The 14436-nt window shown below is 64.4% G+C and carries 15 protein-coding genes; 7 read left to right on the top strand and 8 right to left on the bottom strand.

The features are described 5' to 3' along the window. The first annotated feature begins 212 nt into the window (after positions 1-212). The gene (locus RAS12_RS19085) at positions 213-965 is read left to right on the top strand and encodes a lytic transglycosylase domain-containing protein (RefSeq protein ID WP_306938085.1); all 753 of its coding nucleotides are present in this window, start codon (positions 213-215) and stop codon (positions 963-965) included. 55 nt (positions 966-1020) lie between these two features. Here the strand turns inward: RAS12_RS19085 and hemL are convergent, their stop codons facing one another. From hemL to RAS12_RS19070, 3 genes are read right to left on the bottom strand one after another with little or no spacing between them, the layout of a single operon-like run. Further along, positions 1021-2298, bottom strand: coding sequence for a glutamate-1-semialdehyde 2,1-aminomutase (gene hemL / locus RAS12_RS19080; protein ID WP_306938084.1), 1278 nt, complete (start codon positions 2296-2298; stop codon positions 1021-1023). A gap of 5 nt (positions 2299-2303) precedes the next feature. Beyond that, the gene (gene thiE, locus RAS12_RS19075) at positions 2304-2969 is read right to left on the bottom strand and encodes a thiamine phosphate synthase (protein ID WP_306938083.1); all 666 of its coding nucleotides are present in this window, start codon (positions 2967-2969) and stop codon (positions 2304-2306) included. Next, positions 2966-3775 carry a hydroxymethylpyrimidine/phosphomethylpyrimidine kinase gene (locus tag RAS12_RS19070; RefSeq protein WP_371321209.1) on the bottom strand — a complete coding sequence of 270 codons (810 nt, stop codon included), beginning with the start codon at positions 3773-3775 and terminating at the stop codon, positions 2966-2968. The genes thiE and RAS12_RS19070 overlap by 4 nt, the downstream gene beginning before the upstream one ends. A 155-nt stretch (positions 3776-3930) precedes the next feature. On the opposite strand from RAS12_RS19070, the gene RAS12_RS19065 reads away from it, so the two are divergent. From RAS12_RS19065 to RAS12_RS19040, 6 genes are all read left to right on the top strand, one after another. Then, positions 3931-4095, top strand: coding sequence for a rubredoxin (locus RAS12_RS19065; RefSeq protein WP_025515484.1), 165 nt, complete (start codon positions 3931-3933; stop codon positions 4093-4095). Positions 4096-4247: 152 nt separating this feature from the next. Continuing rightward, positions 4248-4835, top strand: a complete 588-nt coding sequence (locus tag RAS12_RS19060; protein ID WP_306938070.1) for a YqgE/AlgH family protein — start codon at positions 4248-4250, stop codon at positions 4833-4835. After that, positions 4828-5229: a Holliday junction resolvase RuvX gene (gene ruvX / locus RAS12_RS19055; RefSeq protein ID WP_306938069.1), complete on the top strand. Its 402-nt coding sequence runs from the start codon at positions 4828-4830 to the stop codon at positions 5227-5229. The genes RAS12_RS19060 and ruvX overlap by 8 nt, the downstream gene beginning before the upstream one ends. A 21-nt stretch (positions 5230-5250) precedes the next feature. Further along, complete coding sequence (locus tag RAS12_RS19050) at positions 5251-6183, top strand: aspartate carbamoyltransferase (RefSeq protein ID WP_306938067.1); 933 nt, start codon at positions 5251-5253, stop codon at positions 6181-6183. Then, positions 6180-7469, top strand: a complete 1290-nt coding sequence (locus RAS12_RS19045) for a dihydroorotase (protein WP_306938065.1) — start codon at positions 6180-6182, stop codon at positions 7467-7469. Before RAS12_RS19050 ends, RAS12_RS19045 begins: the two co-directional genes overlap by 4 nt. Then, positions 7466-8209 carry a lysophospholipid acyltransferase family protein gene (locus RAS12_RS19040; protein WP_306938063.1) on the top strand — a complete coding sequence of 248 codons (744 nt, stop codon included), beginning with the start codon at positions 7466-7468 and terminating at the stop codon, positions 8207-8209. Before RAS12_RS19045 ends, RAS12_RS19040 begins: the two co-directional genes overlap by 4 nt. Positions 8210-9766: 1557 nt before the next feature. On the opposite strand, the gene RAS12_RS19035 is transcribed toward RAS12_RS19040, so the two are convergent. The 5 genes from RAS12_RS19035 to RAS12_RS19015 all read right to left on the bottom strand — a co-directional run bounded on the left by RAS12_RS19035 (position 9767) and on the right by RAS12_RS19015 (position 14351). After that, positions 9767-10600, bottom strand: a complete 834-nt coding sequence (locus tag RAS12_RS19035; protein ID WP_306938062.1) for a symmetrical bis(5'-nucleosyl)-tetraphosphatase — start codon at positions 10598-10600, stop codon at positions 9767-9769. Continuing rightward, positions 10597-11775, bottom strand: a complete 1179-nt coding sequence (lptG, locus tag RAS12_RS19030; protein ID WP_306938061.1) for an LPS export ABC transporter permease LptG — start codon at positions 11773-11775, stop codon at positions 10597-10599. Before lptG ends, RAS12_RS19035 begins: the two co-directional genes overlap by 4 nt. An 88-nt stretch (positions 11776-11863) precedes the next feature. Beyond that, on the bottom strand, positions 11864-12586 hold the full coding sequence (mtgA, locus tag RAS12_RS19025) for a monofunctional biosynthetic peptidoglycan transglycosylase (RefSeq protein ID WP_306938059.1): 723 nt from the start codon (positions 12584-12586) through the stop codon (positions 11864-11866). A gap of 5 nt (positions 12587-12591) precedes the next feature. Then, positions 12592-13455 (bottom strand): shikimate dehydrogenase, encoded by an 864-nt coding sequence (gene aroE / locus RAS12_RS19020; RefSeq protein ID WP_306938058.1) that lies wholly within the window; start codon positions 13453-13455, stop codon positions 12592-12594. After that, positions 13452-14351, bottom strand: coding sequence for an energy transducer TonB (locus RAS12_RS19015; RefSeq protein ID WP_306951516.1), 900 nt, complete (start codon positions 14349-14351; stop codon positions 13452-13454). Before RAS12_RS19015 ends, aroE begins: the two co-directional genes overlap by 4 nt. Positions 14352-14436: the final 85 nt, after the last annotated feature.

Here is a 14436-nt window from a genome sequence, read left to right as displayed (position 1 = left end):
ACGGCCAGGTTCATTCATTTAGTAATTAAACGAAATATTGCGTCATATTCTAACGCACTCGCACGCCGCATGGCGTAGTTCAGCCCCTGATTTTCTCCAGTGCGCAGGGCGGCCGCGCAGAACTAGGACGAAGGCACGAGCGACAAAGCGGAAAGATCGACGCAGCATAGGACCTCGCCAACGCGTCTTTGGACGCCGCCGGAGCCCTGTCCATGAACAGACATTTCCGAACCATCCCAACGGCCTTCCGCGCCCTTCTGGCGCGTGCCGGCGGCGTGGCGGTACTGGCTGCTATTGCGGCAGGCGCTCTGGCGCTGGCGCCGGTAAGCAGTGCTCATGCCGCCGAGATCTACCGTTACAAAGATCCTTACGGTGTCTGGCGGGCGATGAAAGTGCCCACGGGGTATGCCAAGTATTACAAGCGGGCCCAGGTGCGGACCGTGTTGCGGGGCAATGGGATCAAGGTCTGCCTGGACTGCGAACCGGGGGCTGGCGACGGGGCGCGGCTGGCCTCGCTTGGACCCACCTCGCGCGCACTGCGCTGGGGAGACGCGAAAACGCCCACCGCGCATGACGGGCTTATCGCCCAGGCCGCGCAGGATTCGGGGGTGGATCAGGCGTTGCTGACCGCGGTGATTGCGATCGAATCGGGCTTTCGCAGCGATGCGCGTTCGCCCAAGGGTGCGCTGGGGCTGATGCAACTGATGCCGGCGACGGCAGCCTCGGTCCTGTCAGTCAACGATATCGAGCGTGCGCTGGTGGACCCGGCAACGAATGTGCGGGCGGGATCACGCCATTTACGCCGCTTGATTGATCAGTATCCCGGCCGGCTGGATCTGGCGCTTGCCGCCTACAACGCGGGTGAGGGCGCCGTACGCAAATACGATGCGGTGCCGCCCTATGCCGAGACTCAGGCCTACGTTCGGGATGTGACAGCGCTCTATCAGCGCTACAAAACGCCTTGATTCAGGCGCTTTGACTGAAAGCGGGAGCGGCCGCAGGCCAGCTCCCGGTCACGATTTAGATCGCCGCGAAGACCTTCTCGGCGATATCCAGCGTGGACTTGATGACGGCGTCGTCATGCGTGGCCGACACAAAACCCGCTTCAAACGCGGACGGCGCAAAGTGCACGCCGTGGTCCAGCATGGCATGGAAGAAGCGGTTGAACGCCTTGGTGTCGCAGGCCGAGACTTCGGCGAACGAGGCCGGGACCTTGTCGCTGAAGTAGATGCCGAACATGCCGCCCACCGAATCAGCCGAGAAGGCCAGGCCAGCAGCGCGCGCGCGCTCTTGCAGGCCCTGGGCCAGTTTGGCGGTTTGGGCGGACAGCTTGTCGTAGAAACCGGGCGCGGCGATCAGGCGCAGCGTGGCCAGACCAGCAGCCACGGCTACCGGGTTGCCGGACAGCGTGCCCGCTTGGTAGACGCCGCCCAACGGGGCGATGTGCTTCATGATTTCAGCGCTGCCGCCAAAGGCGCCCACCGGCATGCCGCCGCCGATCACCTTGGCCAGCGTGGTGATGTCCGGCTTGACGCCGGTCAGTCCTTGCACGCCTTGCGGACCCACGCGGAAACCCGTCATGACTTCATCAAAAATCAGCAGCGCGCCGTGCTGTGTGCAGACTTCGCGCAGGCCTTCCAGAAAGCCTGGCGCCGGTTTGATCAGATTCATGTTGCCGGCGACCGGCTCCACGATGATGCAGGCGATGTCGGCGCCGTGCTTGGCGAAGGCCTCGCGCACGGCGTCCAGGTTGTTGTATTCCAGGGTGAGCGTGTGCGACACGAATTCGGGCGGCACGCCTGCCGAACTCGGATTGCCGAATGTCATCAGGCCGGAGCCCGCCTTGACCAGCAGGCTGTCCGAGTGGCCGTGGTAGCAGCCTTCGAACTTGACGATCTTGGCGCGGCCCGTGGCGCCGCGCGCCAGACGGATGGCCGTCATGGTGGCTTCCGTGCCGGAGCTGACCAGACGCACTTGTTCCAGCGAAGGCAGTCGCGAAATCAGCACTTCAGCCAGTTCAATTTCGGCTTCGGTGGGGGCGCCGAACGACAGGCCGTTCACGGCCGCATCTTGCACTGCGCGCACCACTTCAGGGTGCGAATGGCCCAGGATCGCCGGGCCCCAGGAACCCACGTAATCGATGTACTGCTTGTCGTCCGCATCCCACACGTATGGGCCTTGCGCGCGCTTGATGAAGCGCGGCGTGCCGCCGACGGAGCGGAAGGCGCGCACGGGCGAGTTGACGCCGCCGGGGATGCTGCGGCAGGCGCGTTCGAAAAGCTGTTCGTTACGAGACATGGCGTTCAAGGCTTGCGGTTAGGGTTGGCGGAATAGGGCGCAGAGCAGGCCACCGCGGCGGCTCGGATGCTGGGCGCTTCGAAAAGTGCAGTAATAACGGCGATGGAGTCGGCGCCGGCCTGGGCCACCAGGGGGGCGTTGGCGGGCGTAATGCCGCCGATGGCGACGACCGCTGGCCGGGGCGCATCGCGCTCTTCGACCAGACGGCGGGCTTCGGTCAGCACCGACAGCGGGGCGCGGACGGTATCCGGTTTGACGGTGGACGCGAACATGGCGCCGAAAGCAATGTAATCGGCGCCTGCGTCCAGCAATTCGCGGGCGCGGGTCAGGTCGTCGTAGCTGGAGCCGCCCAGGATCAGGTCGGGACCGGCTTCCGCCCGGATGCGCGCCAGGCTTTCATCTTCACGGCCAACGTGCGCGCCATCGGCGCCCACTTCCAGCGCCAGACGCCAATCGTCATTGATCAGGAACACCACGCCCAGTTCGCGGCACAGCGGCGCCAGAGCGCGGGCCTGTTCGGCGCGCACGGCATCCGGCACGTTTTTGCGCCGCAACTGCAGCGACCGCATGCCGCCCTCGGCAGCATGACGGACCGCCAGCATCAGGCGCTCGGTATCGTCCCATTCCGGGGTGACGCCATACAGGCCAGAGGGAAAGCGCAGCGGTTTCATTGCGGTTGGATCCGATTGGGAATACGCCGGCCCATGCCCGGCAAAAAGCTTGCGGCGACCGAGGCTTCAGCATGCGCCAAGCCCTGGCGCACGGCTTCCGGCATTTCCAGCCCACGGGCAAGCATGGCAGTGATGGCTGTCGCCGCCAGTCCGCCGGCGTCGCCATTGCGATCCGGGGGCGCCTGCCAGGGCCACGTATGCGTTTGCCCATTGGGGCCCAGCAGCACGTTGGCATAGTGGCCAGGGCGCTGAGGGCTGCCCAGTACCAGGACCCACTCTGCGCCAGCGGCGACGAGCGCGTGCATGGGCGACGGTGCGTCCCCGATATCAATGTCGCCGTCGGCGTGCCATTGCGCCAGACGCAGGTGTTCGATGACCAGCAAATCCGTTTGCGGCAGTACGAGTTCCAGCGTGGCGGCGAGCAGGTCGTCGGCCTCGTCCTCGTCGGCGGCATCGGCCGGCAGCGGGGCGCGCTGGCCCAGATGCAGCACAAGCGGCACCTGGCTGTAGTCGGCGGCCACCTGGGCGGCCACGCTTGCCGTTTCCGCGGTGTATAGTCCGCCCACCTTGATGGCCTGCACGGGCATATCTTCGAGCAGGCAGCGGGACTGATCGTCCAGCAGGTCAGGCGAAACGGGATGGATTTCTTCGATGCTTGCCGTGTCCTGCACGGTCAGCGCGGTCACGGCCGACAAGGCATGACAGCCCAGGCGGGCGCAGGTAACGGCGTCCGCGGGCAGGCCGTCGGAACCCGAAGGATCGAACGGGCCGAAGACCAAAACGAGAGGGGGAGTAACGGGGGCCACTTAGACAGCGCTTGAGTGAGGGTACCCGGACTCATTTGAGGTGAATCAGGGGAACCCCTATTGGGTTTCGGTAAGATTGTCCCCATTCTAATGGAAGCCCCCCACCTTTGCCCCGTCGCCGGGACCCGGGCCGGGATTTGATGTAAGAGAGAACTATGCGTACTTGGATGTGTCTGATTTGTGGCTGGGTCTATGACGAAGAGTCTGGCCTGCCCGACGAAGGTATTGCTCCCGGCACCCGCTGGGAAGACGTACCGCCGAACTGGGTCTGTCCTGAATGCGGCGCCCGCAAAGAGGACTTTGAATTGATGGAAATCTGAACCCTTACCGCTGACCTATTCCGCCAGGGCTCGTAAGATGGGGGCATACCCCATCCCACGTAACCGCAGGACGGTCTGCCGACAGGCATGATGGGCCACGTACGCGTGCGCCCCGTCCGCGGTTCATTCAGACTACCCATGAAGGGGTTGCCATGACGGAAACACACCACGAAGACGGCTCGACACAGCCCATCAATTTCGCCAATCATTTCCTGATCGCCATGCCGAGCATGGTCGAAGGCAGTCTGGCGGGTTCGGTCATCTATGTGTGCGAACACTCCGAACGTGGCGCGCTGGGCCTGGTCATCAACCGGCCCACCGACTTGACGCTAGGCACCTTGTTCGAGCGCATCGACCTGACGCTTGAAATCGGCCCCGTGAAAGACACGCTGGTTTTCTTTGGCGGTCCGGTGCAGACCGACCGCGGTTTCGTGCTGCACGCGCCCGCCGGCGATTACAGCTCCAGCATCCGGATGGGCGCGATGGCGCTGACCACCTCGCGCGATGTGCTGCAAGCCGTGGCCGACGGCAACGGGCCTGCCCGCATGCTGGTCACGCTGGGTTACGCAGGCTGGGGCGCTGGCCAGTTGGAAAGCGAGATGGGCCAGAACGCCTGGCTTAGCGTCAGCGCCGATGACCACATCATTTTTGACGTTCCCCCCGAAGATCGCTACCCCGCTGCCTTGAAGCTGCTGGGCATTGATCCGGTGATGCTGGCGGGCGATGCCGGCCATGCCTGAAGAGACTCTGCTCGGCTTTGATTTCGGCGAGAAGAAAATCGGCATCGCCATCGGCAACACCCTGACGCGTCAGGCGCGGCCCCTGGAAATCATTTTCAGCGAGATCCGCGACGCGCGCTTTAACCGCATCGCGGCGCTCTTGCAGGAATGGCAGCCTCACCGCGTGGTGGTGGGGCTGGCGTTTGACGCGGACGGGGGCGAACAGCCTGCCACTGCGCGCTGCCGGCGCTTCGCCAATCAATTGCACGGCCGGTTTGGCATCGCTGTGGAGCTGGTGGACGAACGCGGTTCCAGCATGGAGGCGCAGCGCCTGCTGGGCACGCACGCCGCCGACGATGCGATGGCCGCGGCTGTTATCCTGCAACGATACTTGGACACCCTGCCTGCGTCCTGACGTACGCGGCCCGGCCTGCCTATGCTCAATCCGCAACTTGATCGCCGCGGCGAACTCATTCATCTGCTGACAACGGAAGGGCTGCCCCGGCGTCACGTCGAGCGGTTGCTCGATACCGCAAGCGCTTATGCCGCGGCGGATGTCATGCCGCCTGCCGCGCCGTCCGAACTGCCAGTGTTTCTTTTCCTGCCTGATGACGCCCCGGATCGCGACGCCTTTGCCGACGCGGCCGCGCGTCTGTCGTTGTTGCCCGTGCCGCTGAACGCGCAAGCCGATACGCTGCATAGTGGCGCTGCGCTGGCCCAGACCGTGGCTGGCCTTGCGCCGGGAATCCTGATCTTGCGGCATGCCGCAAGCGGGGCGGCCCATTGCGCGGCCGCCCATGCGGCGCCCGGCTTGCGGGTCATCAATGCGGGCGACGGGCAGCATGCCGATCCCCTGCCTGCGTTGGCGCTGATACGGGCCATGCAGGAAATCAAACAAGACCTGACCAATCTGACCGTGACGATTGTGGGCGATATCCGCCATTCACGCGTTGCGCGTTCCGTTATCCATGTCATGACGACGCTGGGCGTACCAGAGCTGCGCGTGGCCGCGCCCCGCACGCTCTTGCCCGAAGGTTTGCCGCAACTCGGCGTGCGCGCTTGCGCGACCTTGCAGGAAGGCCTGCTCGACGCCGATGTGATCATTGCGCTGCCCCTGCATGTTGAACAGATCAGTGGCGCATGGCTGCCGTCCGCGCGTGAGTACGCCTACACGCACGGCCTGACGCCCGCATCCTTGGCCTTTGCCAAGCCTGATGCGCTGCTGCTGCCCGCCGGAGCACTGAGTCCCGGCGTGGAAATTGACGGTGATGTGGCCGCAAGCTTGTCTGCTATCGAAGGGCAGTTGGCTGATTTTGAGGGGCACTTGCGCGTGGCAGCCATTAGCATTCTGGCCGGAGGCGCGTCATGAGGCTGCACATTGCCAACGGCCGGCTGATCGATCCCGCCAACGGCGTGGACGGATCGCACGATCTTTATCTGGCCGATGGCCGCGTAGTGGCTGTGGGCGCGGCGCCCGATGGGTTCCAGGCCGATCGGCATCTGGATGCGGGCGGCCTGGCCGTGTTGCCGGGCTTGATCGACCTGTCGGCCCGCGTCTCGCAGCCCGGCGTTTCGGCATTCGCGCCAGCCGAGCTGCGGGCGGCGTTGGCAGGCGGCGTAACCCGCCTGGTAATGCCCCCGGACGCCGCCGCTGCACTGGATGAGCCGGGCAAGGTGGGCGGATTGCTGCACCAAAGCGAAGACGCTCAACCCCGGGTGTTGCCGCTGGGCGCGATGACGGTGGGGCTGGCGGGTGAGACCCTGACAGAATTCGGCCTGTTGGCCCAGGCCGGTTGCATCGCCTATGCGCAGGGCGAGCAGGGCATCGCCGACACGCGGGTGCTGTTGGGCGCGATGCGCTACGCCAGCGCTCAGGGCCAAACGCTGTGGCTGCGCCCGCAAGATCCATGGCTGGCGCGCGGCGCGTCCGCAGCCAGCGGCCCCTATGCCGAGCGGCTGGGTCTGGAAGGACTGCCCGTGGCAGCGGAAACCGTGGCGCTGCACACCATTTTTGAGCTGCAACGCGCCACGGGCGCGCGGGTGCACCTGACGCGCTTGTCCTCGGCGGCCGGACTGGAATTGCTGCGCGCCGCCAAGCGCGAGGGGCTGCCCGTTACGGCGGATGTCTCCGCCCACAATCTGCACCTGACGGACGTGGATATCGGTTTCTTTGACACGAATTTCCATCTGCAACCGCCGCTCCGAGGTCAGCGCGACCGCGACGCCATTCATGCGGCGCTGGCCGAAGGCCTGGTCGACGCCCTGTGTTCCGATCACACGGCCGTCGATAGCCACGGCAAGGCGATGCCCTTCCCGTTGTCCACGCCAGGCGCGACCGGGCTGGAATTGCTGCTGTCGCTGACCCTGAAGTGGGTGCGCGACCGCCGCCAGCCGCTGCCTGACGCACTGGCCCGCATCACGTCCGGCCCCGCAGCCGTCCTCGCCCGTATCACTTCTGCCGCAGCCGGCGCCGGGCAGTTGGGCGTCGGCGCGCCAGCCGATTTGTGCCTGGTGGACCTGGACGCGGAATGGCTGGTGACGCCTGCGGCGCTGCAAAGCCGCAGCGCCCACACCCCGTTCGCGGGTATGATGCTGCCCGGTCGGGTACGCGCCACCGTGGTAGGTGGCCGGCTGGCCTGGGAGACTTCAGTTTGAAGCTGCTGCGCTTTGTCCTAAGACTGACCCTTGTTCTACCCCTGATCCTGTTTGGCCTGCTTTGCGTGGGCCTGGTCTATCCCTTCATCGGGCCCAAAACGCGCGCCTGGTTGAATCGCACGTGGTCCCGCTGCCTGATGGCAGTCTGCGGGCTGCGGGTCGTCTTCAAGGGCGAACCGCGAATGACCGGCCCTGTGTTGCTGGTGGCAAACCATGTTTCGTGGATCGATATCTTCGTCCTGAATTCCGCTCGCGCCACGTCTTTCGTGGCCAAAAGCGAAATCCGCAGCTGGCCAGTGATCGGCTGGCTGGTGGCTGGCGCCGGCACACTCTTCATCGAACGCGGCCAGCGCCACGCGGTGCACGCCATGGGCGAAGCCATGCAGGCCCGCTTCAAGCTGGGCGATGCAGTGGGATTGTTCCCGGAAGGCACCACGACGGAAGGCTTCGAACTGCTGCCTTTCCATGCAAGCCTGTTCGAACCGGCCCGCACCACAGGCGTGGAAATCCAACCGGTAGCCCTTCGATTCCTGCAACACGGCAAACGCAACGGCTTCGCCGCGTTCGTGGGAGAAGAAAGCCTGGTCGCAAACCTGTGGAGGGTGATGGGGGCGACGGGGCTATCAGTCGAGGTGGTGTTTTTGCCGGTGCTGGCAACAAAACATGCAGATGGGAGTTTGCCGACGCGGTTGGAGTTGTCGCATCAGGCTCGGGAGGCTATTCAGGGGGCGTTGTCTTAGTCGTGGGGTAGGCTGGGGGGCTTCGTCGGGTAGGCAGGGTGTCTTCGTAGGGGTAGGCCGGGGGTCTTCGTGGGATAGGCAGGGTGTCTTCGTAGGATAGGCAGGGTGTCTTCGTAGGCCGCCCCTCGCCGCAGGCGCCGTGACTGCTCGCGCCCGCGATTGCGGTCCGGAGCCTTCGCTCCGGACTGCCCCTTCGTCATCTTCGTCCGCCTTCGGCTACCTTCAGATTCCCTCGGGCGCATCGAGGTTGCTCGCAGCCACGTCGCCCGCGTCGAGGGGCTGTCGCTGTCTTAAGCCGTTGCGCTGCTAGAGCTGGGTTTACTGACGAGACTTGCGTTGCCCGCCTCTGCGGCCGCCCGGGCGGCGCGCTATCGGCTTACGCGCTGGGGTGCGTCGGGAGGTGGACGCTTCGCGCTTGCGTAGGGTGGTTTGCTAGTGGCGCCGCCGTCGGAGGGGAGGGGAAAAGCGATGGGCGGCGCGCGTTGGATATCGCCGCTCGAATGCCGACCCGTCCGCGCGCCGCCCATCGATTCTAGTGACGATAGTCGTTGGGTTGTGATGCCGCTGGATGGCGGAACAACAGTAACTTGTGGGATATGAGGCTTGAGATGGTTGATGCACATGCTCAGTGCAACATCTCAGAGCACCAGCTCAGGGCCGTTGCGTAAGGCAAGGATAGGGCAACGGCTTAGGGCAAGGACTCAGGGCAAGGATTCAGGGCAAGGATTCAGGGCAAGGATTCAGGGCAAGGACTCAGGGCAAGGATTCAGGGCAAGGATTCAGGGCAAGGACTCAGGGCAAGGACTCAGGGCAACGGCTCAGGGCAACGGCTCAGGGCGAGGACTCAGGGCAACGGCTTAGGGCACGGGCTCAGGGCAACAGCTGATGGCAAAGACTCACCGCAACAGCTCACCGCAACAGCTCACCGCAAAATCTCACCGCAAAACGCGCAGCCCTTGATCACGCATATCCACGCCGATCCCCGCAAACGCAGCTCCCTTGACCCCGCTCCAATCCCAGCCGACCTCCAGCAGAACCGATGGGCGGCGCGCGCGCAGGTCAGCATGCGCAAGCAAAAACTCAACGCGCGCCGCCCATCGCTTTTTCCCTCCCCCAACGTTGTCGGCCTCTTCACTAGCAAACCGCCCACCGCATTCGCGAAGCGCCATCGCCCCGACGCACCCCAACGCGTAAGCCGATCGCGCGCCGCCCGGGCGGCCGCAGAGGCGGGCAACGCAAGTCTCGTCAGTAACAAGCGCCCTAGCAGCGCAACGGCTTAAGACAGCGACAGCCACTCGACGCGGGCGCCGTGGCTGCGAGCAACCTCGATGCGCCCGAGGGAATCTGAAGGGAGCCGAAGGCGGACGAAGATGACGAAGGGGACGAAGGGGACGTCCGGAGCGAAGGCTCCGGACCGCAATCGTGGGCGCGAGCAGACATGGCGCCCGCGGCGAGGGGCGGCCTACGAAGACCCCCAGCCTATCCTACGAAGACCCCCAGCCTACCCTACGAAGCCCCCCAAAGGCACCTACGAAGACCAAGCACCCAAGAAGCCCATCACTCCGACATCGGATCTTGAAACTGTGAGCACTTAACCTGCACAAGTTTCCGATCCTGCAACCGTAACGCCGTCAACGCTCCCCCCCACACGCACCCGGTGTCCAGGCAGATCACATCCGGGCGTTGCAGCAGCCCCAACGTTGACCAATGTCCGAACACCGTCGTGACATCGCGCGTTGCGCGATTGGGGACGTCGAACCATGGGACCAGGCCTGGGGGCCAGGCGCCTGGGGCCACCTTGGTGGCGAACTCCATATGGCCGTTTGGCGTGCACAGGCGAATGCGGGTCAATGCATTGATGATCACCCGCATGCGTTTGCCGCCCTTGTGGTCTTCTTTCCACGTGGCGGGTTCGTTGCCATACATTTTTTGCAGCGCTTTCTGCCAGTTCGGGCCGCGCAGCGCGTCCTGGACTTCGCCAGCCAGGGCCAGCGTTTTGGCGACATCCCATTTGGCCAGCGTGCCGGCATGCACCATCAGATGGTTTTGCTCGAAATGGGCCAGCGGGCGGAAACGCAGCCAATTGATCAGGTCGGCCGCGTCCGGCGCGCGAAGAATGTCTTCGAGCGTGTCTGATTTGGACGGCTTGCGTACCCCGGCGGCGGCGGCCAGCAGGTGCAGGTCATGGTTGCCCAGTACCGATGTCGCACGGTCGCCCAGGTCGATGATGCGACGCAGGGTCTCCAGCGATTGCGGGCCGCGATTAACCAAGTCTCCTGCGAACCAGAAGCGCGACTGGGGGTCGCCGACCAGATCGGGGTGGGTCAGCAAGCGATCCAGCGGCGAGCAGCATCCCTGCACGTCGCCGATCATCCAGATACTGCCGTTCATGCGGGGGTTTTGCTCCAAGGCCAACGTTGTTGGACGATCCGGGTAATGGTGTGACGGTATTCCATGTAGGTCATGGCGCCCAGTGCCAGTGTCATGGCGCCGATGTTCGGTCCCAGTGCGGTCAGCCAGGCTGGCCATTTACCCAGCATGCCCACGTTCAATGCCAACTGATTCAGCATGAAGAAGCCCACGCCCAGCAAAATACCCAGGAATACCTTGGCGCCCACGCCACCGCGGCGCGTCTGCATCAGCCCGATGGGGGCGGCGATGGTGATCATGACCAGCAACGTGAACGGATACGCCAGTTTGCGCCATAGCGCCACAATCTGCCTGCCATATTGCAGCTGGTTGTTGCGCAAATAATCCACATAATCCAGCAGCGTGACGATGGACATGCGTTCCGGCGTCAGGATGCGGGCCAGCAGGCGTTCGGCGCTGAGGGTGGTGTCTACTGTGCGCTCCGGCACCTTGACCACGCTGGCAGGCGGGTTCTTGGGCTGACGGGCATTGGCCAGGGCTTCGGAGGCTTCGGGGTCCAGACGGGTTTCAGAAACGTCTTTAAGCACCAGGTCGCCGTGGGCGAACAGGCCGGTGGGGGCCGTGGACAAAACAGTCAGCGTCAGATCTTTCTTGAACTCGTACAAGGTCACGCCGGCAACCTGGCCATCGCCCTTGAGTTCAGTGATATTGATGATGCGGGTGCCGCCGTTGGCGGTGGGTTCCTTGAACCAGTACCCGCTTTTGAGCCGGTCCCCGCCTGCCTTGCCGCGGAACATCAGGTTGGCCTCGCCGGACTTCATTTCGGCCCACGGGGTGACGTATTCAGACAACAGGGCTGCGCCGATCATCAGCGGAATCGTGACCACCCACAGCATCCGCAGCAATCGCATGCCGCTGACGCCAGATACACGCAAGATGACAAGTTCGTTACGTTGGGCCAGGCCAGCCAGCGCAAGAATGGCGCCGATCAACAGGCCGATGGGCAGCAGGTCATACAAGCGGGTGGGGATGGCCAACGCCTGCATGTACAACAGGGCCATCATGGAGAACTTGTCGCCCACGTTGTCCAGGTCGTCCACCAGCGCGAAGAACGTGAAAAGACCCAGCAGGGCCATAAGGACCACTGCGCAAGAGCGATAGATCTCGCGGGCCAGGTAGCGACGTGCGGTACGCATGAAAAGGATGTGGGGCGCTAAACGTGAAAGCTTAACAAATCCGGCCGCTTAGAGTGTGCCGGGCTGACGGATTTGTCTCGATTCGGGATCAGGGGATATCAACCATCTGCATCCGGCGCGTCAGGACGCCTACCCGGGAGTTCAGATAGTTGGAGTTGCGGTGGCTGTCGTAGAAGCGCGGGTTGGGCAGCATGGCCGCCAGCCGGGCAGATTGGCTGGCGTTCAGATTGGCAGCGGATGTATTGAAATAATGGCGGGCTGCGGCTTGAGCGCCGAAGACGCCCACTCCCCACTCGGCCACATTCAAATACAGTTCAAGAATGCGTTCCTTGGACATCACGTGTTCGATCATATAGGTCAGAACCAGTTCCTGGCCCTTACGGATGTAGCTGCGTGAACTGGACAAAAACAGGTTCTTCGCCAATTGCTGGGTAATGGTTGAGCCGCCGCGCATCTTGGAGCGCCCGGCTTCTTCCTGGCGCTGGTTGTATTCCCAGGCCTTGCGGATGGCGTCCCACTCTATGCCGTCGTGCTCGGTAAAGTTGGAGTCTTCTGACGCCACCACCGCGCGCTTGAGGTTGCGGTTGATTTTGTCGTAGGGCGCCCATTCGTATTGCAGCGCGAAGTCCGGGTTGCCTTCACTCAGGCGGGACAGTTCTTCGCGCATGATCGCGCTGCTGCCAGGATTGCGGTAGTTGTACCAGACGACTTGGCTGAACAGCCAGAACTGGTAGAGCAAAACCAGGCATACCAGCGCCATCAACCCGCCGGTGATCATCCGGAACCAGGAGCGGCCCTTGCGCGTTGCCATGCGGGTCAGGTCCCGGCCACAAGCGCCTCGCGCAGCGCTGCCAGCACCGGCGCCGGGTCGGGCCGCACGCCATGCCAGATGAAGAAACTTTCGGCTGCCTGGCCGACCAGCATACCCAGGCCGTCCGCCGTCAGTGCGGCGCCATCGGCCTCGGCCTGTTTCATGAACGCGGTGGGTTGGGCGCCGTACATCATGTCGTACGCCACGGCGCCTGCTGCATACAGGCCAGCGGGCAGATCTGGGGCGGCATCTTGCAGACCGCTGGCCGTGGCATTGATGACCAGGGACCAGCCGCCCGGCGTGGCGGCGTCTGTCAGACCACCTGCCGTAACCTGGGTCTGCGGCGACACGCCGCCGTCGCGCCACGCAGCAGCCAGCTCGATTGCCTTTGCTGCCGTGCGGTTGACGATATGGATGCGCGAGCAGCCGGCTTCCGCCAGGGGTTGCAGCACGCCCCGGGCAGCACCGCCCGCGCCCACCAGCAGCACGGACGCATCGGCCAGGCGCACGCCCAGGCGTTGCAGATCAGACACCAGGCCCACGCCATCGGTATTGCAGCCATGCCACGCACCGTCACGCCACGACAGCGTGTTCACCGCGCCCGCCAGCCGGGCCCGGTTGGACAGGCGGCCAGATGCCAGCGCATAGGCGTCCAGTTTGAACGGCACCGTGACATTCAGGCCCAGCCCGCCCTCGGCCACAAACGCCTCTACCGCACCGGCAAAGCCATCCACCGGCGCCAGCAGACGCTCGTAGCGCAGCGGTTTGCCGGTTTGTTGGGAAAACAGGGTGTGGATCTGAGGCGAGCGGCTGTGCGCAATGGGATTGCCGATGACGGCGTAAAGGGCAAGAGGGGACGCCTCGGTCATGGGGCTTGTGTTTCCAGGGTGTCGTTGACGAAATGCCAGGTGCGGGTAATGACCAGCACATCCGTATCGCGGGCGATATCGGGAGGGAATGGGGGGAAGGGGGCGGACAGCTGGACGATGCGGCGGGCCGCCTGGTTCAGCACAGCGTGCGGCGAGGGCTGATCGATTTCAACATTGGCGATGCTGCCGTCTGCGCGTACCGACACGGTGATGCGCAGCGTTCCATAGATGCGCCCGCGCGCTTCATCGGGATAGTGCTGGGTACCGACGGCCTCGATCCGGGTGCGCCAGGCGTCCAGATAAGCCGCATAGCGGGAAGCGTCGGCGGACGGCGCCACGAACTGTTTGCGGGGTTCGGCGCTGTACTGCTGCACGCGGGCGGCCAGGGCGGCGACCTGCGCATTCTGAATAAGGCTGGCCTGATCTTCAGCGTCTTGTCCGGGTTCGACGCCATCCGGCCAGGGGTTGACGGCCTGGCGCTCGGCACCGGCTTTGTCGGCCGAGCGCAACTGGGTCATCAAGCGGGTCTGTTCGGCTTCTAGCTGCACCTGACGGCGCCGCATGGCTTCCAGCACGATGGTCTCGGCGGCTGCGCCCGTTTGCGGCAGCGGCGTGGTGGTCATGCCGCGCTCGGCGTTGCCGCCGCCTGTCATTTGATTCTGGGCCTGCGCGCGGGGCGCTTCTGGCGGGGTCTCGCTGCGCGCATTCAGCAGCACCACTTCAAGGCTGGTCACGGGCGGACGCATCAACGCAGGCGCGCCAAAACGCCACGCCAGGGCGCCGGCGTGAAGCAGCAGCGATATTGCGATGCCGATGCGCAGGTAGTGCTGGGCGGGAGCGCCCAGCCACCGCAGGTAACGGCTCAGCGTCGAGGGAGATTCTGCAAGGCTTTGCACCGTCGCATTGTAAGACGAGTCCACGCCGCCCGGGCATGCCTTCCAACGGCTTGTAACAGCTATTGGACGGCTTGCTGGGGCAAGG

This window comes from Achromobacter seleniivolatilans (genome assembly GCF_030864005.1).
GTDB lineage: Bacteria > Pseudomonadota > Gammaproteobacteria > Burkholderiales > Burkholderiaceae_B > Achromobacter > Achromobacter seleniivolatilans.
The sequence above is the reverse complement of the archived record's forward strand: the minus strand, read 5'-3'. Positions and strand labels throughout refer to the sequence as shown.